This is a genomic window from Pseudoduganella plicata (genome assembly GCF_004421005.1).
Taxonomy (GTDB): Bacteria; Pseudomonadota; Gammaproteobacteria; order Burkholderiales; family Burkholderiaceae_D; genus Rugamonas; species Rugamonas plicata.
This window is the reverse complement of the sequence record NZ_CP038026.1, coordinates 2,516,976-2,543,396: the sequence shown is the minus strand read 5'-3', so window position 1 is coordinate 2,543,396 and position 26,421 is coordinate 2,516,976. Positions and strand designations below refer to the sequence as shown.

At 65.3% G+C, this 26,421-nt stretch carries 22 protein-coding genes, 1 tRNA gene and 1 pseudogene; 12 read left to right on the top strand and 12 right to left on the bottom strand.

Annotated features, from left to right (window positions below):
- Window position 1 precedes the first annotated feature (1 nt).
- The 3 genes from waaF to E1742_RS11125 all read left to right on the top strand — a co-directional run bounded on the left by waaF (window position 2) and on the right by E1742_RS11125 (window position 3,017).
- Window positions 2-1,069 carry a lipopolysaccharide heptosyltransferase II gene (gene waaF, locus E1742_RS11140; RefSeq protein ID WP_134384936.1) on the top strand — a complete coding sequence of 356 codons (1,068 nt, stop codon included), beginning with the start codon at window positions 2-4 and terminating at the stop codon, window positions 1,067-1,069.
- Between the two features lie 471 nt (window positions 1,070-1,540).
- A complete protein-coding gene (locus E1742_RS11130) occupies window positions 1,541-2,053 on the top strand; it encodes an outer membrane beta-barrel protein (RefSeq protein WP_134384935.1) in 513 nt (170 codons plus the stop codon).
- 430 nt (window positions 2,054-2,483) lie between these two features.
- Window positions 2,484-3,017, top strand: a complete 534-nt coding sequence (locus tag E1742_RS11125) for an FxDxF family PEP-CTERM protein (RefSeq protein WP_134384934.1) — start codon at window positions 2,484-2,486, stop codon at window positions 3,015-3,017.
- Window positions 3,018-3,117: 100 nt separating this feature from the next.
- Here E1742_RS11125 and rng read toward each other — a convergent pair whose 3' ends face one another.
- The 9 genes and pseudogenes from rng to E1742_RS11080 form a co-directional block, all read right to left on the bottom strand.
- Window positions 3,118-4,581 (bottom strand): ribonuclease G, encoded by a 1,464-nt coding sequence (gene rng, locus E1742_RS11120; RefSeq protein ID WP_134384933.1) that lies wholly within the window; start codon window positions 4,579-4,581, stop codon window positions 3,118-3,120.
- Complete coding sequence (locus tag E1742_RS11115) at window positions 4,578-5,198, bottom strand: Maf family protein (protein WP_134384932.1); 621 nt, start codon at window positions 5,196-5,198, stop codon at window positions 4,578-4,580. The genes rng and E1742_RS11115 overlap by 4 nt, the downstream gene beginning before the upstream one ends.
- A gap of 182 nt (window positions 5,199-5,380) precedes the next feature.
- Window positions 5,381-5,851 carry a 23S rRNA (pseudouridine(1915)-N(3))-methyltransferase RlmH gene (rlmH, locus tag E1742_RS11110; RefSeq protein ID WP_134384931.1) on the bottom strand — a complete coding sequence of 157 codons (471 nt, stop codon included), beginning with the start codon at window positions 5,849-5,851 and terminating at the stop codon, window positions 5,381-5,383.
- A gap of 6 nt (window positions 5,852-5,857) precedes the next feature.
- On the bottom strand, window positions 5,858-6,580 hold the full coding sequence (rsfS, locus tag E1742_RS11105; RefSeq protein ID WP_134384930.1) for a ribosome silencing factor: 723 nt from the start codon (window positions 6,578-6,580) through the stop codon (window positions 5,858-5,860).
- Window positions 6,581-7,233 (bottom strand): annotated as a pseudogene (gene nadD, locus E1742_RS11100) (nicotinate (nicotinamide) nucleotide adenylyltransferase).
- On the bottom strand, window positions 7,230-8,141 hold the full coding sequence (gene hemF / locus E1742_RS11095) for an oxygen-dependent coproporphyrinogen oxidase (protein ID WP_134384929.1): 912 nt from the start codon (window positions 8,139-8,141) through the stop codon (window positions 7,230-7,232). Before hemF ends, nadD begins: the two are co-directional and overlap by 4 nt.
- 69 nt (window positions 8,142-8,210) lie before the next feature.
- Window positions 8,211-9,479: a phosphoribosylamine--glycine ligase gene (gene purD, locus E1742_RS11090; protein ID WP_134384928.1), complete on the bottom strand. Its 1,269-nt coding sequence runs from the start codon at window positions 9,477-9,479 to the stop codon at window positions 8,211-8,213.
- A 188-nt stretch (window positions 9,480-9,667) separates the two neighbouring features.
- Window positions 9,668-10,393: a YebC/PmpR family DNA-binding transcriptional regulator gene (locus E1742_RS11085; RefSeq protein WP_134384927.1), complete on the bottom strand. Its 726-nt coding sequence runs from the start codon at window positions 10,391-10,393 to the stop codon at window positions 9,668-9,670.
- Between the two features lie 89 nt (window positions 10,394-10,482).
- Window positions 10,483-11,298: a DUF4214 domain-containing protein gene (locus E1742_RS11080; protein WP_134384926.1), complete on the bottom strand. Its 816-nt coding sequence runs from the start codon at window positions 11,296-11,298 to the stop codon at window positions 10,483-10,485.
- 158 nt (window positions 11,299-11,456) lie between these two features.
- Between E1742_RS11080 and E1742_RS11075 the strand changes: the two genes are divergently transcribed.
- From E1742_RS11075 to E1742_RS11060, 4 genes are all read left to right on the top strand, one after another.
- Entirely contained in the window at window positions 11,457-13,940 is a 2,484-nt protein-coding gene (locus E1742_RS11075) for an alkaline phosphatase D family protein (protein ID WP_134384925.1), read from the top strand.
- Window positions 13,941-14,022: 82 nt separating this feature from the next.
- Window positions 14,023-14,940, top strand: coding sequence for a DMT family transporter (locus E1742_RS11070; RefSeq protein ID WP_134384924.1), 918 nt, complete (start codon window positions 14,023-14,025; stop codon window positions 14,938-14,940).
- A 32-nt stretch (window positions 14,941-14,972) separates the two neighbouring features.
- Window positions 14,973-15,389, top strand: coding sequence for a methylglyoxal synthase (locus E1742_RS11065; RefSeq protein ID WP_134384923.1), 417 nt, complete (start codon window positions 14,973-14,975; stop codon window positions 15,387-15,389).
- Window positions 15,390-15,411: 22 nt separating this feature from the next.
- Window positions 15,412-16,389, top strand: coding sequence for a quinone oxidoreductase family protein (locus E1742_RS11060; protein WP_134384922.1), 978 nt, complete (start codon window positions 15,412-15,414; stop codon window positions 16,387-16,389).
- Window positions 16,390-16,522: 133 nt separating this feature from the next.
- Here the strand turns inward: E1742_RS11060 and E1742_RS11055 are convergent, their stop codons facing one another.
- Window positions 16,523-17,179: a DUF4136 domain-containing protein gene (locus E1742_RS11055; protein ID WP_134384921.1), complete on the bottom strand. Its 657-nt coding sequence runs from the start codon at window positions 17,177-17,179 to the stop codon at window positions 16,523-16,525.
- Between the two features lie 195 nt (window positions 17,180-17,374).
- Here E1742_RS11055 and pepN point away from each other — a divergent pair, with 195 nt between their 5' ends.
- The 4 genes from pepN (at window position 17,375) to E1742_RS11035 (ending at window position 22,873) form a co-directional block, all read left to right on the top strand.
- Window positions 17,375-20,008, top strand: coding sequence for an aminopeptidase N (gene pepN / locus E1742_RS11050; protein WP_134384920.1), 2,634 nt, complete (start codon window positions 17,375-17,377; stop codon window positions 20,006-20,008).
- Window positions 20,009-20,088: 80 nt separating this feature from the next.
- Window positions 20,089-21,090: a class 1 fructose-bisphosphatase gene (locus E1742_RS11045; RefSeq protein ID WP_134384919.1), complete on the top strand. Its 1,002-nt coding sequence runs from the start codon at window positions 20,089-20,091 to the stop codon at window positions 21,088-21,090.
- Between the two features lie 189 nt (window positions 21,091-21,279).
- Window positions 21,280-21,355, top strand: a tRNA-Thr gene (locus E1742_RS11040).
- A 315-nt stretch (window positions 21,356-21,670) separates the two neighbouring features.
- Window positions 21,671-22,873, top strand: coding sequence for a GGDEF domain-containing protein (locus E1742_RS11035; RefSeq protein ID WP_229466719.1), 1,203 nt, complete (start codon window positions 21,671-21,673; stop codon window positions 22,871-22,873).
- Between the two features lie 118 nt (window positions 22,874-22,991).
- On the opposite strand, the gene E1742_RS11030 is transcribed toward E1742_RS11035, so the two are convergent.
- Both E1742_RS11030 and E1742_RS26135 read right to left on the bottom strand, forming a co-directional pair.
- Window positions 22,992-24,128, bottom strand: a complete 1,137-nt coding sequence (locus tag E1742_RS11030; RefSeq protein WP_134384917.1) for a branched-chain amino acid ABC transporter substrate-binding protein — start codon at window positions 24,126-24,128, stop codon at window positions 22,992-22,994.
- A 101-nt stretch (window positions 24,129-24,229) separates the two neighbouring features.
- Window positions 24,230-25,654: a hypothetical protein gene (locus E1742_RS26135; protein ID WP_166793461.1), complete on the bottom strand. Its 1,425-nt coding sequence runs from the start codon at window positions 25,652-25,654 to the stop codon at window positions 24,230-24,232.
- A 170-nt stretch (window positions 25,655-25,824) separates the two neighbouring features.
- On the opposite strand from E1742_RS26135, the gene E1742_RS11020 reads away from it, so the two are divergent.
- Window positions 25,825-26,313, top strand: a complete 489-nt coding sequence (locus tag E1742_RS11020; protein WP_134384916.1) for a hypothetical protein — start codon at window positions 25,825-25,827, stop codon at window positions 26,311-26,313.
- The last annotated feature ends 108 nt before the right edge of the window (window positions 26,314-26,421 follow it).

Genomic DNA, 26,421 nt, shown 5'->3' with positions numbered 1-26,421 from the left:
CATGTCGCGCATCCTGGTCATTTCCCCCAACTGGATCGGCGACGCCGTCATGGCGCAGCCACTCCTGCAGCTGCTGCGCGAACGCCATCCCGAAGCGCCCATCGACGTGCTGGCGCCGCCGGCTGTGGCGCCAGCGTGGCGCCAGATGGCCGAAGTGGCGGAGGTGCTGCAAACGCCGTTCCGGCATGGCGCGCTGCAGCTGCGCGAGCGCTGGCGCTATGCGCGCATGCTCAAGGCGCGCGGCTATGACGAAGCGTACGTGCTGCCCAACACCTTGAAATACGCGCTGATACCGTGGCTGGCCGGCATCCGGCGCCGCGTCGGCTACAAGGGCGAGTCGCGCTATGGCCTGATCAACGTGATGCACCATGACGACGTGCCGCCACGGCCGATGGTGCCGTTCTATGCGGCGCTGGCCGATGCGCCGGAAGCACCGCTGCGGTCGGCCGTGCCACGCCCCAGGCTGCAGGTCGACGCGGCGCAGATGGATGCCGCCGCCGCCAAGGCAGGGCTGGGCGCGGACCGGCCGCTGGTCGTCTTCGCGCCGGGCGCGGAATTCGGTTCCGCCAAGCGTTGGCCGCCGGCGCATTTTGCGGCGCTGGCCGAAGCCATCGTGGCGCACCAGCCCCAGGCGCAGATCGCGCTGCTCGGCTCACCGAAGGACCGGCCCGTGTGCGACGAGATCGTTGCCGCGCTGGCGGACGAGCCGGCCGCCGCGCGGTTGGCGGTGTTTAACCTGGCCGGGCAGACCAGCCTGGCCGAGGCCATCGCCCTGATTGCCCGCTGCGCCGCCATCGTCAGCAACGACTCCGGGCTGCTGCACGTGGCGTCGAGCCTGGACCGGCCCGTTGTCGCCATCTACGGGCCCACCGACCCGGATCATGCGCCCCCGTTTTCCAGCATCGCGCAATCGCTGTCGCTGCGGCTCGACTGTTCGCCGTGCCGGCAGCGCGAGTGCCCGCTGGGGCATCACCACTGCATGCGCGGGATCGGTGCTGGCATGGTGTGGCAGACGCTGCAGCCGATGTTGGGCGGCGAAGGCACGGTGGCGGACCCGACCTCGTCCTGAGCGAACGAGGCGTTGCAAAGAAAATAGGGGCGGAACCCGTTGTTGGGGAACATTACCCCTGGAATTGGATCGTCCATCGTGGCCAATCTGTCCTCGCACAGCAGCAGTCTGAACAACGGCGTGGACATCACCGGTTCGCCCTGTACTCGACCGCCGTGCCGGGGCAGGCCACCTATGGCATGCTGCTGGGTGGGCTGGCGCTGATGGGCGCGCTGAGCCGCCGTCGCCGGCACTGACGGCAGCGCTTGCGGCGCGCATCTGGTTTCCTGCCACCGACATCGCGCGTCGCGAGTTCTTTGTCGTGTCACCCCCGCAGTAAAGCCATCCGATATATAGCTGGCAATATTAATTAAGTATTTATCGCTATTGCACCAACGTCATATTGTCTAGTATAATTGCCGATCAGCAACTTGGGTAAATGCTTTATTCGGTTGCGATAAGAAAAATTTGATACCACTGATCGGAAATATTATGTTGAAGAAAATCGCTGCTGCCGCAGCACTGGCACTGGTTGCCTCCTCCTCGTTCGCTGCTGCTCCTGTCGCCTTCTACGGCGGTGTGGACCTGGGCGTGACCGACATCGACGACCTGGACGGCAACAAGGCCAGCGTTGGCGCCTTCCTGGGCTACGGCATCAACCAGAACTTCGCCGTGGAAGTTGGCTACCGCCAGCTGGGCAAGTGGAGCGGCAGCGTTGCGGGTTTCGACGGAAACGCGAAACTCAAGCAAACGCACGTGTCGGTGCTGGGCTTCCTGCCGCTGAACCCACAAACCGACGTGTACGCTCGTCTGGGCTACAACCAAGTCAAAGTCAAGATTTCCGCTGACGGTTATGGTTCCGTCGGGTCTGACGACGTCGACCGCGCCCTGTTCGGCCTGGGCCTGAACTACTCGTTCAGCAACCAGCTGTCCGGCCGTGTCGAAGTGCAGAAGCCTGCCAGCGACGCGACGAACCTGAGCGCCGCTCTGGTCTGGAAGTTCTAAGGAACGACGTACCCGGCGCCCCGGCGCCGTGTCGACTGAAAGCACATGCACCCGTGAGGGACATGTGCTTTTTTCATGGGCGTGACAGATGCTCAAAAGTAACCATTCGTAACTATAGATCGTCGTTACGATCATGCGTCAAGCGCGTATCCTTATATCGGGCTTAGTGCGGCGCCGCGACGACGTGTAAAAAAGTCGCGCAGTCGTGTAAGAATCGTCTTACAGAAAAAATAATAATATGTTCCCAAAAGGTAGTCCGGTGATTTTATTGCGTTTATCAGCATTGCCTTTGCGGAAAATTTAACATTTTCAAATTAGCAACTTGTAAGCGCGTGTAATGCAACATTTTTTGCAATGGATATCTGCGCTACCTTGACGGCTCCTCAGCGGCCTCAACCGTAATGTGTCGTAATTTGACTAGGAGCAACGCATGATCAAAACCAAGAAATTTGCATCCGCAGTGGCCTTCGCCTGCGCCGCACTGGCCAGCCAGGCCGTGCTGGCAGAAGACATCAGCAACCCGGTCGCCCCGATCGAACTGACGGACAACGCCGGCTTCTTCGGTCGCCTGATCACGGGCAACCACCGCGACGATACGTTTGCCGACCAGTACAGCTTCAGCGTAGCGAGCGGCAGCTCGATCGTGGCGGACCTGTTCTCGTACAGCGGCAATCCAAAGAACGGCCTGGACATCACGGGCTTCTCGCTGTTCAACGCCGACGGCACCCTCGTCACCGCTGGCACGCAGCTGGAAACGGGCGCGACTGACCAGTGGCGCCTGACGACCGGTGCCCTGTCGGGCAGCGGCTACTACCTGCAAGTGGAAGGCAAAGTGCTGTCGCAAGCGGCCGGCGCCTATTCGGCCGGCGTGGCGGTCACCCCGGTTCCTGAACCGGCAACCTACGGCATGATGCTGGGCGGCCTGGCGCTGCTGGGCGTTGCCGCCCGCCGCCGCAAGGTGTAACGCCCGCGCTTGCGGCCCGCGGGAGTTCCCACCGCCGAGGAGCGGTGCCGCAAGCGCATGAAGTGACGCGGACAGGCGTGCTGCCTGTCCCGAGGTTGTGTCACATCAGGATCACATCGTACTGCTCCTGATGATAGGCATTCTCCACCTGCAGCGAAATCTTCTTGCCGATGAAGTCGCCCAGCATGGCGAGGTGCTGCGATTCCTCTTCCAGGAACATGTCCACCACTTCCTGCGAGGCGAGGATGCGGAACTCGCGTGGGTTGAACTGCTTGGCTTCGCGCAGCAGTTCGCGCAGGATCTCGTAGCAGATCGTGCGGGATGTCTTGACTTGACCCTTGCCGCTGCAGGCAGGGCAGGGTTCGCACAGGATGTGCGCCAGCGATTCGCGCGTGCGCTTGCGGGTCATTTCGACGAGACCGAGGGCCGAGAAGCCGCTGACCGACACCTTGGTCCGGTCGCGCGCCAGCGCTTTCTTCAGTTCCGCCAGCACGTTGTTGCGGTGCTCGGCGTTTTCCATGTCGATGAAGTCCAGGATGATGATGCCGCCCAGGTTGCGCAGGCGCAGCTGGCGGGCGATCGCGTGCGCTGCTTCCAGGTTGGTCTTGAAGATCGTGTCGGCGAAATTGCGTCCGCCCACGTAGCCGCCCGTGTTGACGTCGATGGTCGTCATCGCTTCCGTCTGGTCGACGATCAGGTAGCCGCCCGATTTCAGATCCACGCGCCGGCCCAGCGCGCGCTGGATTTCCTCCTCCACGCCGTACAGGTCGAACAGCGGACGCTCGCCCGTATAGTGCTGCAGCCGTGGCAGTACGCTGGGCGTGTAGATCTTGCCGAATTCGCGCAGGCCCAGGAAGTTTTCGCGCGAGTCGACCTGGATCGTTGCCGTCTCGTCGTGCACGAAGTCGCGCAGCACGCGCTGCGCCAGACTCAAGTCCTGGTGCAGCAGGCTGGTAGGAGGGCGCGTGCGGGCGCCATGCGTGATGGCGGCCCATGTCTTGCGCAGGTATTCGATGTCGGCCTGCAAATCCGGATCGCTGGCATCCTCGGCCTGCGTCCGCACGATGTAGCCGCCTTTTTCTTCCTTCGGCAGCAGGCTTTGCATGCGCGTGCGCAGCGCTTCGCGCTCCGCTTCCTTCTCGATCTTCTGCGAGATGCCGATGTGCGAATCCTGCGGCAGGTAGACCAGCATGCGCCCCGCGATGGAGATCTGCGTGGACAGGCGCGCGCCCTTCGTACCGATCGGGTCCTTGATCACCTGCACCGTCAGCACCTGGCCGTCGAACAGCAGCTTTTCGATGGGTGTCGGCACGGCGGCCTGGCCATCGTGCGGGCGTGCTTCCCAGATGTCGGCCACGTGCAGGAACGCGGCGCGTTCCAGGCCGATGTCGATGAATGCCGACTGCATGCCCGGCAGCACCCGCACCACCTTGCCGGAGTAGACGTTGCCGGCCAGCCCGCGCGTCAGGGTGCGCTCGATGTGCAGTTCCTGCACGGCGCCCTGCAGCACGAGCGCGACGCGCGTCTCCTGCGGAGTGATGTTGATGAGGATGTCTTCGTTCATGGCAGCTTCAGGCCCGCCTGGCGCAGCAGGTCGGCCGTTTCGAACAGCGGCAGGCCCATGATGCCCGAATGGCTGCCTTCGATATGCTCGATGAACATCGAGGCGAGGCCCTGGATGCCGTAGCCGCCGGCCTTGTCGTACGGTTCCGACGTGGCGCAGTAAGCCTGAATTGCGGCCGGCGTCAGCTTGGCGAAGCGTACGTCCGACACCTGCGTCACGCAGCCATTGAAGTCAAAAGTGCGCACCGCAACGGAGGTGAGTACCTGGTGCACGCGGCCGGACAGCCGGTTCAGCATTTCCTCGGCTTCCTCCTTGCCCGCCGGCTTGCCGAGGATCGCGCCGTCCACGGCCACGGTGGTGTCGGCCGACAGGATCGGACGCGGCTTCAGGTGGCGCCGCCGTACCAGCTCGAAGGCAAAATCGGCCTTTTCGTTGGCCACGCGCGTGACGTAGTTCTGTGCGGGTTCGTCCGCGGCGACGTCTTCGGTAACGTCCGCACCGCGTGGCCCGTCACTGCGCAGCAGCAGCAGCTCGAACTCGACGCCGATCTGGCGCAGCAGCTCGCGCCGCCGCGGGCTCTTGGAAGCAAGGTAGATTTTTCGTTCGACCGGTTTCATCGTTGTTATTGTTTAGTAATTGCTCGATAGTGAAACGATACCAGCTATGCAGCAACTGTGACAGAAGCACGGGCGTAACCCGGAACGTAAACCGGTGACAGGCTCCGATTTTCGGGCGTTCTTGCCCGAAAATCGGAGCCTGTCACCGGTTTTCGGAAATCGGAGCCTGTCACCGGTTTTTTTTATACGCGGTGGTAGGGGTGGTTCTGCGTGATCGTCCAGGCCCGGTAGAGCTGCTCGGCCAGCATCACGCGCACGACGCCGTGTGGCAGCGTCATGCTGGAGATGCGGATGAGCCCTTCGGCTTTCGCCTTCAGGCCCGGGTCGAGTCCGTCCGCGCCGCCGATCAGGAAGGCGGTGTCGCGGCCGTCCTGCTGCCACAGCTCCAGCTGCTGCGACAGCCCGACGCTGGTCAGGTCCTTGCCGCGCTCGTCGAGGGCGATGATGCGCACCGATTTCGGCAGGGCCGCCTCGATGCGCTCGCGCTCCAGCGCCATCGCCGTCGCGGCGGTCTTGCTGCCGGAGCGTTCGACGGGCTTGATCTCCTTGAGCACGATGCGCAGCTCCGGCGGCATCCGCTTGACGTACTCGGCAAAACCGGTTTCGATCCAAGCCGGCATTTTATGGCCGACGGCAGCGATGATCAGCTGCATACGGAATTACTCTTCCGCGGCCGGCTTCTTGATGCGCTTGATGACGGTCTTGGTCGGCGCGGCGATGCCCTTGGCGGCATCCTTCGCCTTCGCTTCCTTGGCGGCCTTGGCCGATGCCGTGGCGGACTTGGTCGCGGCGACCTTGACCTTCTTGCCTTCCGGCGCCTCGATCTTCGGTGCGGCCTTCTTCGCGGCGGCCTTCTTCGCCACGGCGCCGGCGGCGGCAGCCGCCTTCACGGTGCCGGGCTTGCGCGCCGGAGCGGCCTTTTTCTCGACGACCGGTTCTGCGGCTTTTTCCGTTTTGGTCGCGGCCAGGTGGCCGGACTTCTTCTTCGGCGCAGCCTCAGCCGCCTCGGCGGCCTTGCCTTCGGCCGTCGCCTTGCGCTTGGCGGCGCCCAGCTTGACGGGCTTCTCGCCCCAGATTTCTTCCAGGCGGTAGTAGGCGCGGATCGGCGCCTGCATGATGTGGACGATCATGTCGCCCAGGTCGACGAGGACCCATTCGCCGGTGTCTTCGCCTTCGACGCCGATCACGTCGCCGCCGGCTTCCTTGACCTTGTCACGGACCGAGGCCGCCAGTGCGCGCGTCTGGCGGTTCGACGTACCGGATGCGATGGCGATGCGGTCGAACAGGCTGGTGAGGCCGGTCGTGTCGAACACGACGATGTCCTGGCCCTTCACGTCTTCCAGGGCGTCCACGACGAGGGTTTGCAGTTTTTTGATGTCCATTCAGTCTTGCTTCTTATAGAGATGATGTTGTTCGATATAGTCTAGCACTACCCGCGGAATCAGCGAGTTTGCCTTACTGCCGCTCTGCAGCGCAGCGCGGATGCGGGTCGACGAGACGTCCACGGCCAGGTCGGATGCCACGCAGGTGCGTCCGGCCGGCTGTGAGGTCAGTTGTTCCGGCGCGCACAGCCGCGCCTTGAATTCGTTGGCCACCTCGGGTGGAATATCCGGTCCATCGAGTGCGAAGCCCGGACGGGCCGCCACACACAGATGTGCCAGGGAAAAAAGTTCGCGCCATGCATGCCACGTGTCCAGCCGCTGCAACTGGTCGGCGCCCATCAGGAAGCACAGCGCCACGTCAGTACCGAGCGCGGCGCGCAATGCCCGCAGCGTCTCGACCGTATAAGTCGCCTTGCCCCGCTCGAGTTCCTGGCGGTCGATCACGACGCGGCAGGGCAGGCCGGCAAAGGCCAGTGCCGCCATGTCCGCGCGCTGCTCCGGCGTCGCGACGAGCCCCGCCTTCTGCCACGGCACCGTGGGAATCACGCGCAGCTCCTGCGCCCCAGCAGTTCGACGAAGCGGCGGCCCAGCGCCACATGGCCGTTGTGCACCGGGTCGAAGCTGCCGCCCAGCAGGGCGATGCAACCCGTCATGAAGCGAGCCAGTCGCGGTGCGGCAGGAAGTCCGTGTACAGCGCGGCCTCCGGCGTGCCGTCCGCCGGATGCCAGTCGTAGCGCCATTTGACGACCGGCGGCATCGACATCAGGATCGCTTCGGTGCGCCCGCCCGACTGCAGGCCGAACAGCGTGCCGCGGTCGAATACGAGGTTGAACTCGACATAGCGGCCGCGCCGGTAAGCCTGGAAATCGCGCTGCCGTTCGCCGTACGGCGTGTCCTTGCGGGCCTGCAGGATCGGCAGGTAAGCGGCCAGGAACGCATCGCCGACGTTCTTCATCATGGCGAAGCTGTCGTCGAACGGCAGCGCATTGAAATCGTCGAAGAAGATGCCGCCCACGCCGCGCGCTTCCCTGCGGTGCTTCAGATAGAAGTATTCGTCGCACCACTTCTTGAAGCGCGCGTGCAGGTCGGTGCCGAACGGCGCCAGCGCATCGCGGCACGTGCGGTGGAAGTGGCGCGCGTCGTCCGCGTTGCCGTAGTAGGGCGTCAGGTCCATGCCGCCGCCGAACCACCATACGGGCGTGCCGTCTTCCGTGCTGGTGCTGAAGAAGCGCACGTTCATGTGCACCGTGGGCACGTACGGATTACGGGGGTGCAGCACCAGCGACACGCCCATCGCTTCCCACGCCCGCCCGCCGATGCCGGGGCGGTGCGCCGCGGCCGATGCCGGCAGCTGGGCGCCCGTTACGTGCGAGAAGTTGCAGCCGCCCCGTTCGATCACGGCGCCTTCTTCGATCAGGCGCGAGATGCCGCCGCCGCCTTCCGGGCGTTCCCAGGCGTCGCGCAGGAATGCGTTGCCGTCCGCCGCTTCGAGGGCGGCGACGATGCGCTCCTGCAGGTCGAGGAGGTAGGCTTTGACGAGGGCGGGGGTGGGTGTGGACATAAGCGTTCTTGAGGTGCTGGAGAAGTACCGGGGTCAGACCCGACGGGTCTGACCCCGGCCCTCCGGTGATCAGTGTTTGAGCCCGCGCCAGCCGATATCGCGGCGGTACTGCACGCCATCGAAATGGATCTTCTCGACACTCTCGTATGCCTGCTTCTGCGCCATCTTGACGGAGTCGCCCAGGCCCACGACGCACAGCACGCGGCCGCCGCTCGTCACCAGCTGGCCGTCCACGTCCGTGGTGCCCGCATGGAACGTCACCGACTCCGGCGTCTCGGCCGGGATGCCGTCGATGGCGGCGCCCTTGACGAGATTGTCCGGGTAGCCGGCAGCGGCCAGCACGACGCCGACGGCGGTGCGGCGGTCCCATTCCAGGCCGACGGAGTCCAGCGTGCCGTTGACGGCGTGCTCCATCACGCCCACGAGGTCCGTCTTCAGGCGCGCCATGATCGGCTGCGTTTCCGGGTCGCCCATGCGGCAGTTGAATTCCAGCGTCTTTGGATTGCCGGCCGCGTCGATCATCAGGCCCGCGTACAGGAAGCCGGAGAACGGAATGCCGTCCTTGGCCATGCCCTGGATGGTGGGATTGATAATCTCGCGCATCACGCGCGCATGCATCGCCGGCGTCACGATCGCGGCCGGCGAATAAGCGCCCATGCCGCCCGTGTTCGGGCCCTGGTCGCCGTCCAGCAGGCGCTTATGATCCTGGCTCGTTGCCAGCGGCAGCACGTTCCTGCCGTCGCACATGACGATGAACGACGCTTCCTCGCCGGCCAGAAATTCTTCGATGACGATGCGCGCGCCCGCGTCGCCGAAGGCGTTATCGGACAGCATGTGGTCGACGGCGCCGTGCGCCTCTTCCAGGGTCAGCGCGACAACGACACCCTTGCCGGCGGCCAGGCCGTCGGCCTTGATGACGATGGGCGCGCCCTTGGCGTCGATATAGGCATGTGCCCCGGCCGCGTCGCTGAACGTCTCGTATTCGGCCGTGGGAATGCCGTGGCGCTTCATGAATGCCTTGGCGAAGTCCTTCGACGATTCCAGCTGCGCCGCTTCCTTCGTCGGTCCGAAGATCTTCAGCCCGCGCGCGCGGAACAGGTTGACGATGCCGGCCGCCAGCGGCACTTCCGGGCCGACGACGGTGAACGCGACGTGCTCGCGCACGACGAAGTCCGCCAGCTCGTGCAGATCGGAGATCGGCACGTTCTGCAGGCGCTGGTCGCGTGCGGTGCCGCCGTTGCCGGGGGCGACGAAGACCATCTGCACTCGTTCCGATTGCGCCAATTTCCAAGCCAGCGCGTGCTCGCGGCCGCCGGAGCCGACTACCAGGATTTTCATAGGGACCGTTCGTTCATGTTTGAGAATTTCGGGGAAGCTTCTTCAATATGGCCAGCCACAGCGCCGAACCAGTGCAGGCACGCCATGTTGAAAAGGCTTCCCGGCACCCGGGTGTGCCGGGTCCAGGAGCGGAAAAAGCGGCCCGCGGGCCGCCGTGTCATACAACTGTCGGATGCGTGCGCGATCGCTTACTCTTCGATCACGGCGTTGGTATAGACCTCCTGGGTATCGTCCAGGTTCTCCAGCGCGTCCAGCAGTTTCTGCATCCTGATCGCGTCTTCGCCAGTGAAAACCGTTTCCGTTGCCGGCTTCATGATGATCTCGGCCACTTCGGCCTTGAAACCGGCTTTCTCCAGCGCGTCCTTGACGTTGGCGAAATCGTTCGGTGCGCACAGCACTTCGAAGCCGCCTTCGTCGTCGGCCACGATGTCCTCGGCGCCCGCCTCCAGCGCCGCTTCCATCAGCTTCGCTTCGTCGGTGCCAGGCGCGAACAGGAACTGGCCGCAGTGCTTGAACATGAACGAGACGGAGTTTTCCGTGCCCATATTGCCACCGTGCTTGGAAAACGCATGGCGCACTTCCGCCACCGTGCGCACGCGGTTGTCCGTCATGCAGTCCACGATGATCGCGGCGCCGCCTATGCCATAGCCTTCGTAGCGGACTTCTTCGTAATTGGTGCCTTCGTCGCCGCCGGTGCCGCGGGTGATCGCGCGTTGCACATTGTCTTTCGGCATATTGGCGTCGGCCGCCTTGTCCATCGCCAGGCGCAGCCGGGGATTGGCATTGATGTCGCCGCCGCCCATGCGCGCGGCCACGGTGATTTCCTTGATCAGGCGCGTCCAGATCTTGCCGCGTTTCGCGTCCGTTGCAGCCTTTTTATGCTTGATATTGGCCCATTTGCTGTGTCCAGCCATGTTGACTCTTCCTTAGACGGTGTGCAATCGAGGGCGGTATTCTAACATACCGCCCCCGTCGGACTGCCGCCTGTCGGGGCCGTGGAAGATCAGACGTATGGCGTGTATTCGATGCCGTTCTGGATGGCACCGATGACCTGCGCCTGGTTCTCGGCGCTTTCCGAGAATTCCATCAGCACGTACTCGCGCGAGTAGCCTTTGGCCAGCACGTCCGTCCAGAACGCCATGCCCTGCTGGTCCGGCGCGCGGTGCAGCGCGTTGTCGTACAGGTTGGTCAGGAACGCTTCGGTCGACGAGCTGGCGCCGTACAGATCGGCCCATTCCTTGCTATGGGTAAAGCCGGCGGCGATGTCCTCGAAGCTGGCACCCTTGTCGGCGGCCGCGATGTAGTAGCCTAGGCCGCCCTTGTCCGGTGCGCGGTCCATGGCTGCCTGGTACAGGCGGTACACCTTGCCTGCGTTGCCAGAGAGGTCGAAGGCTACGTCCACATCGGTGAAGTGCAGGCGCTCGACGCCGTTCAGCGTGTCGATGCCGCCAGTGCTGGAGGTGACGCCGATGGTGCCGTTCTTCTGTGCGATCGTGTAGTCGCCGCGGGCCAGGTTGTACAGCGCCGTGTCCACGCCGGCGCCGCCGGTGATCAGGTTGCTGCCGGCGCCGCCGATCAGCAGGTCGTTGCCGTTGCCGCCGTTGATCGTGTCGTTGTCCGAACCGCCGTCGAGCAGGTCGCCGTCGCGGTCGTTCTTGCCTTCCGGGTCAGCCGCGCTGCCGCTCCACAGCTGGTCGTCGCCGCCATTGCCGATCAGCGTGTCCGCGCCGCCATTGCCGTGCATGACGTCCGCGTTGGTGGTGCCGTACAGGCTGTCCTTGCCGGGGCCGCCGTCGAACGTGCTGAAGGTGTCTGCCATGATGTCATCCTTTTAAGTTAAATAGCATTCTTGTAACGCGCAGCGTACGCGGAAAATGTCGAGTTGTCGATAACCGTTCAATCGTGCGCGGACTCGACAGGCGTGCGCAGGAGCATGACTGCTGTTATGCTTTTATAAATATACAACAAGGGGGACGTATGGACAGGCGACAGTTTCTGAAGCTGGGCGGTTTCATCACGGTATCCGCGGTAACGGGTTGCGGCAGCGGCGGCGGCGACGTCCCCATCGACGGTTTGCCGCCCGCGGGCGGCGGCGACTGGCGCTTCCCGCAGAGCGTCGCGGCCGGCGATCCGCGCCCGGACAGCATCGTGCTGTGGACCCGCGTCGTCCCCGCTTCGGCCGACCCGGCGGCGGCAGCGCCGGCGTCCGCCGGGGCGACCGTGCAGCTGGTCGTCAGCGCCGGCGACGATGCACGCCTGCTGGGCAGCAATGCGCCGTTGACGGGTGCGCCCGTGGCGGACCTGCGCCTGCCGCTGCGCACCGAATACGACAACACGGTGCGGCACAAGCTGACGGGCCTGCAGCCGGGCCGCACATACTATTACCAGTTCGTGGCCGGCGACGTGCGTTCCAATGTCGGCCGTTTCCGCACGGCCCCGGCGGCAGGCGCCGCTGTCGGCGAGCTGCGCTTTGCCTGCCTGACGTGCCAGGACTGGAGCGTCAATCACTGGGGCGCGCTGACGCATCTGGCGACCGAGAACGAGCTCGATTTCGTCATCCACCTGGGCGACTACGTCTATGAGACGGTGGGCGAAGCGTTCCAGGCCGGCGCCACCGAGGTCCGGCACGAGCCGCTGCGCCTGCCGGACGGCACCGCAACCGGCAGCGGCGCGGCCCGTTATGCGACCACGCTGGCCGATTACCGCTACCTCTACAAGAAGTACCGCGCCGATCCGCGCTTGCAGGCGGTGCACGAGCGTTTCGCCTTCATCGCCATCTGGGACGACCACGAGTTTTCCGACGACTGCTGGCAGGATGCCCAGACGTACGACGCGACGCTGGGCGGCGGCAGCGGCACGCGCCAGACGCAGCGTCGCCGCGATGCCAGCCAGGCCTGGTTCGAGTTCATGCCGGCCGACGTGTCGTTCGACCTGGCGCAGTCGGGCTTCGACAATATCCGCATCTACCGCCAGTTCGACTTCGGCACGCTGGCCCGGCTGGTGATGACGGACCAGCGCCTGTACCGCGCCGACCACGTAATCCCGGAATCGGCGCCGGGCGCGAGCGGCCAGCCGGTGGGCCGCATCGGCAGCCGCTACCTGGTGCCGCAGGATGCGTTCGATCGCGCCGAAGCGGCCAGAATGGCGGCGGGCGGCAGCGATCCGCTGGCGCCCGTCAGCATGCTGGGCGCGGCGCAGCGGCAGTGGTGGCAGGGCGCCATGACGGAGGCGCGCACCACGTGGAAACTGTGGGGCAACGAGGTGTCGCTGCTCCGCATGGGGCTGAACGGGACCGATGCGATCGCGTCGCTGCTGGCGTTGCGGTCCGTACCGACCATGGCGGCATCGATCACGGCCGCGTCGCTGGCCGCGGACGGCAACGTGCCGCTGGCCGGCGCCGTGGTGGCAGCGCTCACTGCCGGTGCCGCCGCCGCCCCGGCCCAGAACGGCGCGCTGCGCATTGCGGCCGCCGTCGCGGCGGACGCTCCGCTGGCGCAGCAGGTGGCTGCCGGCGAGGCCGCGGGCCTGACGACGGCGCAGGCTACGCTGGCGGCGCGCGCATTGTTCGCCGCGCTCAGTGCCAGCGCGGGGCCTGCCGCCAGCGCGTCGCTGGCGGCGCATACGATCGCCTTCGAGTACATCCGGCCGGATATCCAGGCCAGGAAGGCGGCGTCCCGCTTCGTCGTCGACAGTGGCCAGGCTGCGGCGCTGGCGCCGTACTTCCGCCGCTTCCTGCTCAATTGCGACCAGTGGGACGGCTACAACAGCGAGCGCAAGGCGCTGATGCGGCATTTGCGCGAGAACGGCGTCGGCAACGTCGTCGCGCTGACGGGCGATCTGCACGCGTTCCTGGCCGGCACCGTCAGCGACGACTTCGACGCGCCCGGCGGCGGCACGCCCGTGATGGTCGACCTGGTCACGGCCGGCATCAGTTCGGAGTCGTTCTTCACGTACCTGCGCGAAGTGGCAGCCGGCCTGGGCGAACTGGCCACCATCGTTGCCTACCCCGTCACGATTCCCGTGCCCGACGTGGGCAACGTGACGGTGCACGTCAACCTGCTGGACTACACGCTGGGCAAGGCGGCACCGACGACCGAGACGCTGCTGGAAGGCCTGCGCGTGCCGCTGCGCGGCGCCCTGGCGACCCGGGGCGTGCCGGAGGCCAGGCTCGACGCGACCACGCAGGCCGTGCTGGACTCGCTGGCTGCCACCAGCACCGATTTCGGCGGCACGCTGCTCAACCTCGCCGGCGAGCTGGCGGCGCTGAACAGCAATCCGTGGCTGCGTCACGTGAACACGGACGCGCAGGGCTACACCATCGTCACCGTGACGCCGGCGGGGCTGACGGCGCGGTTCCGCCAGGTCAACCGGCTGGCCGGTACGGCCGCGCCGGCGGCAATCGTGGCACGCGAAACGACGGCCACGGTGCGCGCCGGAACCGTCGCGGTAACTGTCGGCTGACGGCCGGCCGGGCTGCGGCGGGACATCCGGCCGAGCCGGGCCGCGGCCAGCGGGGTTGCTCATTTGGCTTTACAATGCCCTGATGACAAAAAGCGTAACGGACTCCTCGGGCAGCAACGCGGGCCACCTTGGCGGGCTGGCGCTGGCCATTGCCGGCGCCGTGCTGTTTTCCACCAAGGCCGTCGTGGCGAAGCTGCTGTACCGCTATCACATCGACGCCGTTACGCTGATCGCGTTCCGCATGCTGTTTTCGCTGCCCGTCTTTGCGGCCGTGGCGCTGTGGCAGATGCGTGCCGGGCCACCGCTGTCCACGGCCGACCGCTGGCGTCTCGTCGGCCTGGGCCTGGTGGGCTATTACGCCTCCAGCTTCCTCGACTTCCTGGGCCTGCAGTACATCACTGTCGGGCTGGAACGCCTGATCCTCTTTCTCACGCCCACGTTCGTGCTGCTCATTTCCGCCACGGTGCTCAAGCAGCGCATCGGCCGGCTGCAATGGATCGCGCTGGCGATCGCGTATGCCGGCATCATTCTCGTCTTCGTGCACGACCTGGACGGCGGCGGCGACGTCGTCCTCGGCTCGCTGCTGGTACTGGGCTCCGCGGCCACCTATGCCTTCTACCTGCTCGGTTCCGGCGAACTGGTACGGCGTATCGGCTCGCTGCGCCTCGTCGCCTACGCGATGTGCGTTTCCAGCGCCGCCTGCATCGGCCAGTTCTTCCTGCTGCGTCCCGCCGGCTTGCTGATCCAGCCGGCGCCCGTCTACTGGCTGTCGCTGGTGAACGGCCTGCTGTGCACCGTGGCGCCCGTGTTCATGACGATGACGGCCGTGCAGCGCGTCGGCGCCGGCATCGCTTCCCAGGCCGGCATGATCGGCCCGGTGTCGACGCTGTTCCTGGGCGCGGTCATCCTGGCCGAACCCGTCACCAGCTGGCAGCTGGCGGGTACCGCGCTCGTGCTGGCAGGGATCTACCTGCTGTCGCGGGTAAAGAAGGCTTCCTGACTTGTGGAAGAGACGACCATGAAAGAGATGGCATGAATCCCCGCATCGCCCTGATCGCCCACGACAGGAAGAAAGACGACATGATCGCGCTGGCCGGCGAATACGCCGACTTCCTGCGCCGCTGCACGCTGACGGCCACGGGCACGACGGGCGGGCGGCTCATCACCGAACTGGGGCTGCCGGTGGAGCGCAAGCATTCCGGTCCGTTCGGCGGCGACCTGCAGATCGGTGCCCAGCTGGTGGAAGGGCAGATCGATGCCATCATCTTCCTGCGCGACCCGATGACGCCGCAGCCGCACGAGCCGGACATCAATGCGCTGGTGCGCGCCTGCGACGTGCACAACGTGGCCTGTGCGACCAACGTCGCGACGGCGCACCTGGTGCTGTCGCAGCTGCAGCAGGCGATGGATGCGGCGCAATCGTTACCGAACCCCGCACCCACCATTTGAACCGACCCAGACGGAGGCACACATGAGCAAGGCGATACGCATGACGCGGACCGGCGGTCCGGAGGTGCTGGAATACGTGGACGTGGACGTGGGACCGCCCGGTCCCGGCGAAGTCACGGTGCGGCACGAAGCCATCGGCGTCAATTTCATCGATGTGTATTTCCGCACGGGCCTGTACCCCCAGCCGCTGCCGAACGGGCTGGGGCAGGAAGGCGCCGGTACCGTGGAGGCGGTGGGCGAGGGCGTCACGCGCCTGAAAGCCGGCGACCGCGTGGCCTACGCGGCGCGGCCGAACGGCGCGTATGCGCAGGTGCGCAATATGCCGGCCGATATCCTCGTCGTGCTGCCGGATCACATCGGCTTTGAAACGGCCGCCGCTGCGATGCTGCAGGGGATGACGGTACAGTACCTGCTGCACCGCACGGCCCACCTGAAGCCCGGCGATACGGTGCTGTGGCACGCCGCCGCCGGCGGTGTCGGCCTGATCGCCTGCCAGTGGGCGCGGGTGCTGGGCGTGAACCTGATCGGCACCGTCAGCTCGGAAGAAAAGGCGGCGCTGGCGATCGAGCATGGCGCCACGCACGTCATCAATTACCAGCGCGAGAATTTTGCAGAGCGGGTACGCGAGCTGACGAACGGCGAAGGCGTCTCGGTGGTCTACGACTCCATCGGCCGGGACACGTTTACCGGGTCGCTCGACTGCCTGAAGCCGCTGGGACTGATGGTCAGCTTCGGCAACGCCTCCGGTCCCGTGCCGCCGTTCGCGCCGGCGGAGCTCCAATCGCGCGGTTCTCTGTTCCTGACACGGCCCACGCTGCCGCATTACGTGGCGAAGCGGGAAGACCTGGAGGCGACGGCGCGCTCGCTGTTCGGCGTGATCGCCAGCGGCGAAGTGAAAATCGCCGTCAACCAGCGTTACCGCCTGCAGGATGCGGGCCGCGCGCACGTCGACCTGGAGTCGCGCCGCACGACCGGGTCGTCGATCCTGCTGCCGCATTGAGGTGGAAATGAATTCTTCCGAAGACGATGGCGTGCCGAAGTTCGGCCGTCTGCTCATCGTGCTGCTGCTGGCGGTGGCGTTGGTGGGCGTGCTGGTGTATTTCACCAGCCCGTGAGGGCTGGTTTTTCCGCTATTACTGCTGCGGCTGAAGCTCCAGCTCGACCCGTTTCGCCTTGCCGCTCTCGCCCGGGAATTCCTTGAAGGCGCTCTGCACCAGCAGCGGCATGACCAGCGGCGTGGATTGCTTGCGGCTCGTGTTGTGCACCGTCACGTCGTACAGCTTCGTACCCGACATGTCGGCGATCTGCACGTTCAGCTTGCGCTCGTAGTTGTGCACGACGACTTCGCGGAATTCCGTCGGGCCGTACATCCACGGGTCGTAATACGGCCGGAAGCCGTAGTGGCGGTAACGGTAGCGCGACGGATAGAAGCCGCGGTATGGCCAGCCGTACGGTCCCCAGTAGGGCGACATTGCCCAATACGGGTCCATCGCCTGCAGGTGCCGGGTAGGGCGGTCCGTGGTCGAGAACGACATGTCCACGCGCAGCTTCGCCGCGGCCGGCGAGCCGGCGCGGGCAAAGCCCAGGCGGTCCAGCTGGGCGGCGACAAGGTCCTGGTAGCTGCGGTATTCCAGCGTGTCCTCGGCCGGTGCCGGCGTGCCGAAGACATACGATTTCTCCTGCAGCTGCGCCGGCCACTGGTGGAACACGGTGACGTCGCTGCGGATGGTCGTCGCACACCCGGTCAGCAGCAGGGTGCCCGCTGCGGCAAGGATGGCCAAGCATTTCATGATCTTCCCCTAATTAGCTACTGCTGTCTGCTGCCCTGAATAATCCGTTTTCCAGAGATCGAGTGTAATTGCGGCGATATCGCGCCATGCGATTATTACAGAATGTTACGGCCGCCGTGAGAGCTGAAAAGAAACGAACGTCGCATCCTGCCGGTGTTGGTAAAATATCCTTTTATCCCGGCCCCGGCGAATCTCATGAGAACTGACAGCCCGCAGACGATTTACCGCAAAGACTACACCCCGCCCAGCTACCTGGTGGAAACCGTGGAGTTGGGCTTCGATCTCGATCCCGCCCGCACGATCGTCGCCAACCGCGTAACGATGCGCCACAACCCCGACAGCGACAACCACGATATCGTGCTGCACGGCGAGGACATCGAACTGGTCGCGCTGCGCATGAACGGTGTCGCGCTGAACCCTGGTGAGTACATAGTGGGGACGAGTACGCTGACCATCAAGGCCGCGCCGCTCAATGCCGTGCTGGAAATCGAGACGTTGTGCGTTCCTCAGGACAACACCACATTGTCCGGGCTGTACGTGTCGAACGGCAGCTTCTACACGCAGTGCGAGGCCGAAGGCTTCCGCCGCATCACGTATTTCCCGGACCGTCCGGACGTGATGGCGGTCTACACCGTCATGCTGCGGGCGGACAAGGAAAAATTCCCGGTTTTGCTGTCGAACGGTAACCTGGTGGAAGAGGGCGACCTGCCGGACGGGCGTCACTACGCCAAGTGGGAGGATCCGTTCCGCAAGCCGTCCTATCTGTTCGCGCTGGTGGCAGCGCGCCTGGTGTGCCAGGAAGAACGCTACACGCTGCAGTCGGGCCGCGAAGTGCTGCTGCAGGTGTGGGTGGAAGACGGCAATCTGGACAAGACCGACTACGCCATGCAGTCGCTGAAGAACTCGATCCGCTGGGACGAGGAGCGCTGGGGCCTGGAGCTGGACCTGGACCGCTTCATGATCGTGGCCGTGGGCGACTTCAACATGGGCGCAATGGAAAACAAGGGCCTGAACATCTTCAACACGAAGTTCGTGCTGGCCAATCCGTCCACCGCGACGGATGTCGATTACGCCGGCATCGAGGCCGTCGTCGGCCATGAATACTTCCACAACTGGACGGGCAACCGCGTCACGTGCCGCGACTGGTTCCAGCTGTCGCTGAAGGAAGGCCTGACGGTGTTCCGCGACCAGGAGTTCTCGGCAGACATGATCGGCACGGCCACGGGCCGCGCCGTCACCCGCATCGACCAGGTGCGCACATTGCGCCAGGCCCAGTTCCCCGAGGATGCAGGGCCGATGGCGCACCCGGTGCGGCCAGACTCGTTCGTCGAGATCAACAACTTCTATACCGTTACCGTCTACGAGAAGGGTGCCGAAGTCGTGCGCATGTACCAGACCCTGCTGGGCCGCGACGGTTTCCGCAAGGGCATGGACCTGTATTTCGAGCGGCACGACGGCCAGGCCGTCACGTGCGACGATTTTCGCGCCGCGATGGCCGATGCGAACGGACGCGACCTGGACCAGTTCGAGCGCTGGTACAGCCAGGCCGGGACGCCAATCGTCACGGCCAGCACCAAGTACGACGCCGAACAGCAGGTCTACGAGCTGACCCTGGCGCAGCGCTGCCCGCCCACCCCGGGCCAGCAGACCAAGCAGCCGTTCCATATTCCCGTGGCCGTTGGCCTGCTGGGTGCGGACGGCTTCGACATGGCCCTGAACCTGGAAGGCGAAACCACGGTCGTGCTGGAGCTGAAGGAGGCGCAGCAGACGTTCCGCTTCGAAGGCATCAAGGAAGCGCCCACGCCGTCGCTGCTGCGCGACTTCTCCGCCCCTGTCGTGCTGGAGTATCCGTACACGGACGATGAACTGGTGCACCTGTTCCGTCACGACAGCGATCCCGTCAACCGCTGGGAAGCGGGCCAGCGCCTGGCCATGGCGCGCCTGCTGCGGCTGACCGCCGCCGTGCAGCAGGGTGCCGAGCTGGAACTGGACTATGGCTTCATCGCCGCCCAGCGCGCGTTGCTGCTGGACGACGGGCTCGATGCCGCGTTCCGCGAGCAGGCGCTGATCCTGCCGTCCGAATCCGTCGTGGCCGACCAGATGGAAGTGGTCGATCCGCGCGCCATCCACGAGGCGCGCCAGTTCATGCGCCGCACGATCGCCACGGTGCTGCGCGCCGAGCTGCTGACGGCGTATGCCGCCAACGAGACGCCGGGCGAGTACAGCCCGGATGCCATCTCGGCCGGCAAGCGCGGCCTGAAGAACCTGGCGCTGGCGTACCTGTGCGCGGCGCCGGACGATCACGTGCTCGAACTGGCGCACCGCCAGTTCGAGGAAGCGACGAACATGACGGACCGTGCGTCCGCGCTGGTATCGCTGATCCACAGCGGTGCCGACGTCGACGGGGCGCTGCAAAGCTTCTACCAGCAGTTCGAACGCGAAGCGCTGGTGGTCGACAAGTGGTTCTCGATGCAGGCCAGCGCGCAGACGACCGACGTGGCCCGCGTGCGCGAACTGATGCAGCACCCGGCGTTTACGCTGAAGACGCCGAACCGGGCCCGCAGCCTGCTGTTCAGCTTCTGCAACGGCAACCCGGCGCAGTTCCACGCGCCCGATGGCAGCGGCTACGAGTTCTGGGCCGAACACGTCATCAAGCTCAACGCCCTCAACCCGCAGGTGGCCGCCCGCCTGGCGCGCACGATGGACCGCTGGCGCCGTTACGATCCCGCCCTGCAGACGCACATGCGCGCCGCGCTGGAAAAGGTCGCTGGTGCGCAGAAGCTGTCGAACGACGTGCTGGAAGTCGTCAGCAAGGCGCTGTCCAATTAGTTCTTTCACCTCATCTAGACGTGCGCGCCGCCGCGGCGGCGCAGCACGCGCCGTTTTCCATTTTCAACCCAAGGGACTCCATGAAACGCATCAGCCTCACTCAATACCTCGTTGAGGAACAACGCCAGCACAACACGATTCCGGCCGAACTGCGCCTCCTGATCGAAGTCGTCGCGCGCGCGTGCAAGACCATCAGCCATTCCGTCGGCAAGGGTGCGCTGGGCGACGTGCTGGGCGCACTGGAATCGGAAAACGTGCAGGGCGAAGTGCAGAAGAAGCTGGACGTGATTTCCAACGAAATCCTGCTGGAAGCGAACGAGTGGGGCGGCCACCTGGCGGCCATGGCGTCGGAAGAGATGGAATCGATCCACCAGATCCCGAACCGCTATCCGAAGGGCGAATACATGCTGCTGTTCGATCCGCTGGACGGCTCGTCGAACATCGACGTCAACGTCTCGATCGGCACGATCTTCTCCGTGCTGAGGGCACCGGAAGGCATGGGCCAGCCGACGGAGCAGGACTTCATGCAGCCGGGCAGCAAGCAGGTCGCGGCCGGCTACGCTGTCTACGGCCCGCAGACGATGCTGGTGCTCACCACCGGCAACGGCGTCAACTGCTTCACGCTGGACCGCGAGATGGGCTCGTGGGTGCTGACGCAACGTGACATGAAGATCCCGACCACGACGAAGGAATTCGCGATCAACATGTCGAACCAGCGCCACTGGCATCCGCCCGTGCAGCGCTACATCAACGAGCTGCTGGCCGGTTCGGCAGGCGTGCGCGGCACCGACTTCAACATGCGCTGGATCGCCTCGATGGTGGCGGACGTGCACCGCATCCTGAACCGCGGCGGCATCTTCATGTACCCGGCCGACATCCGCGACCCGAGCAAACCGGGCAAGCTGCGCCTGATGTACGAAGCGAACCCGATGGCGTTCATCGTCGAGCAGGCGGGCGGCATGGCAACGGACGGCAAGCACCGCATCCTCGACATCCAGCCGGAAAAACTGCACCAGCGCGTGCCGGTCTTCCTGGGTTCGCGCGACGAAGTGGCGGTTGTCACGGGCTATCACCACGCCTGAGGCCAAACTTCGTACTGCCGAGCACAAGGATTCATGCGGGTTTGCGATGGAAACCCGATCGTATCCTTGTGCGGTTGAAAAAAAATCGAAAGATACCCTAGTCAACCGCAAGAACAGTTGCTAAAATGTGGCCTCTTTCGATGCAGCACTGATCGAAACGAAGTAAAGCTAGACAGATTTCAAGGTTTAGCCGCTGTAGCTCAGTCGGTAGAGCAGCGCATTCGTAATGCGAAGGTCACCAGTTCGATTCCGGTCAGCGGCACCAGAAAAGTGAGAAGGGCCACCCAGTTGGGTGGCCCTTTTTGCATTCTGGGCGGCAACTGCGGCATTGCACTTGGCCCCCTGGCGGCAGACGTTTCCCAGCGTTCCGCACCCTTCGCGAAGGTGGCTGTCCGCACCCGCAGTGATGCGCCGGCATGCCACGCCACGACAGTCATTCGCTGTCCATCCACCATCGTTGTTCCAAGCCAAAAAAACATCGATCAGGTGACTTTCAGTGTGATTATGGAGGGTAAGTAGTATTACAATGGCAGCCATTTGTCCGCATTGGCGCGGACATCCCGAAACACAAGGAGGCGCGTTGCCACCCCTGGTCAACGATGCGGCATACAACATACGGCGCTTGCGTGCCGAGTTCTCCGACCGTACGGTCGAGTCTCACTTCAACCGCCACCAGTTGCCGCGAACCCAAGCCCAAGTGCGTCTGGCGCTGCTGTTCTGTGCCACGTTCTATGTCGCCTTCGCCATTACCGACATCATGGCGCTGGGCCCGGGCAACGACGCGCTGATCCTGTTCCTGGGCCGCGTTGCCGTTGCCGTCAGCGCGCTGATCAGCTGCCTGATGACGTACTGGTATCCCCATTCCGTGCGCCGCATCTGGCTGGGGGCGAGCATTACCGAGATTATCGGCATGGCCGCATTCATGCTGGTGGTGATCTACCGGCCCACCGAGACACCGTGGCATGCGATGGCGATGTCGATCATGGCGCTGGTCGTGTATATCTATATCCCGAACCGCGTGGCCTATGCGGTGCCGATCGGCGTGATCTCGACCAGCGTGTTCGTCGGGATTGTGATCTATCAGGGCAGGCTGTCGGGCACCGAGCAGCTGACGATGATCATGCTGCTGGTGCTGTCGAACGGGTTTGGGTGCATGGCCGCGCATCGCTACGCGCTGATCCGGCGTGAAGAGTTCCGCGTGCAGTCGTTCCTGAAGAACCTGTCCGAGCGTGATCCGCTGACGGGCTGCCATAACCGTCGCTACCTGCAGCAGGAACTGCTGAACATGGAACTGTCGCGGGCGCGCCGCTTCAAACTGAGCCTGGCGGTCGTCATCTGCGACATCGACCACTTCAAGTCCGTCAACGATACCTACGGCCACCCGGCCGGCGACGCGGTGCTGATCACGTTTGCCAACCTGCTGCGCTCCATGACGCGCGAAAGCGTCGACAGCGTGATCCGCTACGGTGGCGAGGAGTTCCTGATCGTGCTGCCGGAAACGGACCTGACGGGCGCCGTGCAGCTGGCCGAGCGGATGCGCACGGCGCTGATCAGCTCCGGCACCGAAGTGGCGCCGGACACGATCGTGGGCGTGACGGCCAGCTTCGGCGTCACGGCGGTTGACTTCGCGCTGGTCGAGCAGCGCTTCGCCCAGGAGCTGCTGGTCGACACGGCCGACCGGCTGCTGTATGCCGCCAAGAGCAGCGGCCGCAATAACGTCAAATCCGTCGAGTTCTTTGGCCGCGACAGCGCAACGCTGCACGCCCGCCGCGCCGCGGCCTGATTTTTGTCCTCTGGGGCGACGCCGGCCTCCCGCGCGTGCTCCGGTGCTCCAGCCGGCAGGTCGGGCACAGGCACCTGTCACAGGGTATGCACCCTGAGACAGGCGACCGGCTCGGACGTCAGAAGCTGGTGATGGCCACCGGCTGCCCGCCCTTGAACGTGAAGATCGTCACGGGCGACGATTTCATGTCGCCTTTCGCATCGAACGCATACGTGCCCGCCACGCCCTGGTAGCTCCCCGCGGCGATCGCCGCACCGACTTTGCCGGCGTCGATCGAGTTCGTCTGCTGCATCGCCTGCACGAACATGTTGGCCGCGTCGTAATACGAAGCGGCGTAGACGTCGGGATCGGCATTGAAGCGCTTCTTGAACTTGGCCTTGAATGCCGGGCCGCTGGCCGCCTTGTCGAGCAGGGCGCCGCCCTGCGAGCACAGGACGTTGGCGCCAACGGCGTCGCCCCCCAGCTTGCCCATCTCCGCCGTGCAGATCGTGTCGCCGCCCAGCAGCCTGGCGTTCAGGCCCAGCTGGCGGATCTGGCGGGCCATCGGGCCGCCCTGTGGCGCATAGCCGCCGAAGAAGATCGCCTCCACCTTCTTCGACTTCAACCGGGTCAGGATGGCCGTGAAGTCGACCGATTTGTCGGTCGTGTACTCGTGGCCGGCGACCGTCATGCCGGAGGCGCGCGCCTGCTTCTTGAATTCCTCGGCGAGACCCTGGCCGAACGCGGTGCGGTCGTCGATGACGGCCACGTTCTTCAGTTTCAGCTCCTTTGCCGCGTACAGCGCCATTTTCGATCCCAGCTGGGTATCGCTGGCGTTCACGCGGAACAGGTTCTTATAGCCCTGCTGCGTCAGTTTCGGATTGGAGGCGACGCTGGCCACGACCACGCCGGCATTGCTGTAGACGCGGGCGGCCGGAATGGCGACACCGGAGTTGTACGGTCCGACCACGTATTTGACGCCGCCGTCCGCCAGCTTCTGCGCGACCGACACGCCGGCCTTCGGGTCGCCCTGGTCGTCCTCGGACACCAGCTCGAGCTTGATTTTCTTGCCACCAACGGTGACGCCTTTTGCGTTCAGCTCCTCGATGGCAAGACGGGCGCCGTTCTCATTGTCCTTGCCGGAAAACGCCTGCGCGCCGGACAGCGGGCCGCTGTGGCCGATCCGGACGATTGTCTCCTGCGCCGTCGCGTCCGTCATCACCACAGCCGTCAGGCCGGCCAGCGCCATCATGGCGGCCAGTTGTTTTTGTTTCATCGCGTCTCCCGTTGTAATGTGCTGCGTTATTGCGCTGCGTTCATTCAGCTCAACGGGATTATCCACGATCTTGCCACGGCGGCAAGTGCAAAATGGCAGGGTCAGGCGCCGCCGCGGGGCTTCGTGCCGCCGCCTTCCGCAGCGGTCACGCGGGCGACTGGGCGCACCGGCGACACCAGCTGAGTGCGGGGCGGCGGTGCGACGCTGGCGCCGCCGCCACCCGGCACCCCGCCTGCCAGCCACTGCGCGGCAATTGCCGCCGCCAGTGCCGGGTCGGCCGCGTTTGGCGGCATCGGTCTGCCGGCTGCTGCGGCGGCCTGGGTCCTGTCCCGTGACGCGTCATCCGCGCTCGCCAGCGGGGCGCTGTCGATGCCGATGGCGGCATCCGTGGACCGGCTTGATCCTTGCCGCGGCAAGGAGTGTATCCCGGCCGCGGCCTGGCGTACCGACATCAGGCGCTCCTGCGCATCCTGTTCCTCGGGCGTCAGCGCAATCGCCGCGGCTGCATCGCGCCGGCGCGCCAGCCGGTCCGCCAGCGCCTGTGCTGCCAGGTCTTCCTCTGCGCTGCTGGTCAGCTGGCGCAGCGCCGCCGCGCGGACTTCGGCCAGCCGCTGGTCCTGCGTGGCGACATCTTCCTGTACGGCCGCCTGCACGCCGGCGACTTCGCGCGCCACCTCGAGGCGGTAGGCCGCCTGGCGGGCGTCGCGCGTCAGCGTGGCCTGACTGGCTTCGGCAAGACTGGCGCTCACCTGCAGGTCGGCCAGCCGCTGCGCAGCGGCGCGCGCGTCTTCTGCCTGGACGGTGGGCTGGCGCCGCACATCGGCGCGCGCCACCTCTGCCGGCATGGTCTGCTGGCGCTGCGCCGGTTCGGTGACGTCCCCGACGCCGCGTGCCGCCGCTTCCGTGGCCGCAGCCGCTGCGGCGTTCGGCGCCGCCAGGGCAGCGGCATCCCGTTCCATCGCCGGCCCCGGGGGGAGCGGGGGGATGGCGGCAGGCGGCGTCTCGTCCTGCGTGGCGGCCGGCGCTTGCTGCCGCGCCGCCGGCGCAGGCGTCTCACCCGCTGCGGCAAAGCGCGCCGCTGCCTGCGTCAATGTCGCAAGCGTAGCCTGGCGATTACTGCCGAATGCCGCCAGCAGCCGGCCGCCGTCGACCGCCAGGCGGCCGTCGCCGGCAACGGCGATGCCCGCTTGGGCCAGCGTTTCCTGTTGGGCTGCAAGAGCGGCCGTCAGCCGGTCGGGCAGCGCGGCCTGGCCCGGCAGCGGCAGGCCGCGTCCCAGGTTGAACGCTTCCGTCAGCTCGCTGGCGGCAACGCCCAGCTGGGCGACGTCGGCGTTGACATCGGCGCCGCTGGCGGCCAGCTCCTCCAGGCGCCGCTGCGCCAGTGCCAGAGTGCCCAGCACTTGGCCGAACGGCGAGATGTCGACGGCAACGCCGGGCGGCAAGGGCGCGCTGGTCGCGGTCGTGCCGGCCGCGCTGTACACCTGGGTAACGGCGGAACGTTCGCCGATGGGTTGGATGGGCAGCATGGAATCCTCCTTTGAACGGCGCCAGTATGCACCGGCTGTCCAAACCCGTCGGTGGTGCGCGCAACGGTGCTGCCTTCTTTGTTAGTTCCCGCACGGTGACACATTGTCAATGCGCCTATTGTTATCCCTGCAAGCTCGTATTGACCAACGCAGACAAAAGGATATCGATCATGGACACGAACCAGGACAAGACCACCACCGCAACCGGCACCGTCACGCCGATCGGCAATACCACCCGCAACGACGCACACGACAAGATCGACAAGCTGGCCGACCAGGCCAAGCCAACAGCCGACAAGGCTGCCGCCGCCGTTCATTCGACTGTGGACAAAGTAGCCGAGCAGGTCAAACCGACGGCTGAAAAGGCCGAGAAGGCTGCCGCTTCGGTGCACAGCACCGTCGACAAGCTGGCCGAGAAAGTGCCGGCTGCCGCCGACCGCATCGTCAGCAAGGCGCACGATACCGTCGACACGGTGTCCGACAACGTCAACTCGATGTCCGATACGCTGGGCCAGAAGGCCGCTGACCTGAACGTGGCTTACCAGCGCCTGGCCGAAACGGGCCGCAGCTACGTGCGCAGCAGCCCGGGCATGTCCGTGCTGGTGGCGATGGCCGCCGGCTATGCCGTGTCGAAGCTGCTGGGTTCGCGCCGCCACTGATCGCGTCACGCCCCGCGGGCACTTGCCGTAATGCCATGCCCGGCCCTCGTTCTTCGGAGCGAGGCCGGGCATCGGCATGTCCGCTTTTTCGATGTTCATCCATACGAG

Excerpts from the sequence above, each read along its gene's own strand:
- pepN (WP_134384920.1), top strand. The coding sequence starts at position 17,375 with ATGAGAACTGACAGCCCGCAGACGATTTACCGCAAAGACTACACCCCG.
- E1742_RS11130 (WP_134384935.1), top strand. The coding sequence starts at position 1,541 with ATGTTGAAGAAAATCGCTGCTGCCGCAGCACTGGCACTGGTTGCCTCC.
- purD (WP_134384928.1), bottom strand. The coding sequence starts at position 9,479 with ATGAAAATCCTGGTAGTCGGCTCCGGCGGCCGCGAGCACGCGCTGGCT.
- waaF (WP_134384936.1), top strand. The coding sequence starts at position 2 with ATGTCGCGCATCCTGGTCATTTCCCCCAACTGGATCGGCGACGCCGTC.
- rlmH (WP_134384931.1), bottom strand. The coding sequence starts at position 5,851 with ATGCAGCTGATCATCGCTGCCGTCGGCCATAAAATGCCGGCTTGGATC.
- E1742_RS11055 (WP_134384921.1), bottom strand. The coding sequence starts at position 17,179 with ATGAAATGCTTGGCCATCCTTGCCGCAGCGGGCACCCTGCTGCTGACC.
- E1742_RS26135 (WP_166793461.1), bottom strand. The coding sequence starts at position 25,654 with ATGCTGCCCATCCAACCCATCGGCGAACGTTCCGCCGTTACCCAGGTG.
- E1742_RS11020 (WP_134384916.1), top strand. The coding sequence starts at position 25,825 with ATGGACACGAACCAGGACAAGACCACCACCGCAACCGGCACCGTCACG.
- E1742_RS11080 (WP_134384926.1), bottom strand. The coding sequence starts at position 11,298 with ATGGCAGACACCTTCAGCACGTTCGACGGCGGCCCCGGCAAGGACAGC.
- rsfS (WP_134384930.1), bottom strand. The coding sequence starts at position 6,580 with ATGGACATCAAAAAACTGCAAACCCTCGTCGTGGACGCCCTGGAAGAC.
- E1742_RS11060 (WP_134384922.1), top strand. The coding sequence starts at position 15,412 with ATGAGCAAGGCGATACGCATGACGCGGACCGGCGGTCCGGAGGTGCTG.
- E1742_RS11030 (WP_134384917.1), bottom strand. The coding sequence starts at position 24,128 with ATGAAACAAAAACAACTGGCCGCCATGATGGCGCTGGCCGGCCTGACG.
- E1742_RS11075 (WP_134384925.1), top strand. The coding sequence starts at position 11,457 with ATGGACAGGCGACAGTTTCTGAAGCTGGGCGGTTTCATCACGGTATCC.
- E1742_RS11115 (WP_134384932.1), bottom strand. The coding sequence starts at position 5,198 with ATGAAACCGGTCGAACGAAAAATCTACCTTGCTTCCAAGAGCCCGCGG.
- E1742_RS11085 (WP_134384927.1), bottom strand. The coding sequence starts at position 10,393 with ATGGCTGGACACAGCAAATGGGCCAATATCAAGCATAAAAAGGCTGCA.
- rng (WP_134384933.1), bottom strand. The coding sequence starts at position 4,581 with ATGAACGAAGACATCCTCATCAACATCACTCCGCAGGAGACGCGCGTC.
- E1742_RS11065 (WP_134384923.1), top strand. The coding sequence starts at position 14,973 with ATGAATCCCCGCATCGCCCTGATCGCCCACGACAGGAAGAAAGACGAC.
- E1742_RS11125 (WP_134384934.1), top strand. The coding sequence starts at position 2,484 with ATGATCAAAACCAAGAAATTTGCATCCGCAGTGGCCTTCGCCTGCGCC.
- E1742_RS11070 (WP_134384924.1), top strand. The coding sequence starts at position 14,023 with ATGACAAAAAGCGTAACGGACTCCTCGGGCAGCAACGCGGGCCACCTT.
- hemF (WP_134384929.1), bottom strand. The coding sequence starts at position 8,141 with ATGTCCACACCCACCCCCGCCCTCGTCAAAGCCTACCTCCTCGACCTG.
- E1742_RS11045 (WP_134384919.1), top strand. The coding sequence starts at position 20,089 with ATGAAACGCATCAGCCTCACTCAATACCTCGTTGAGGAACAACGCCAG.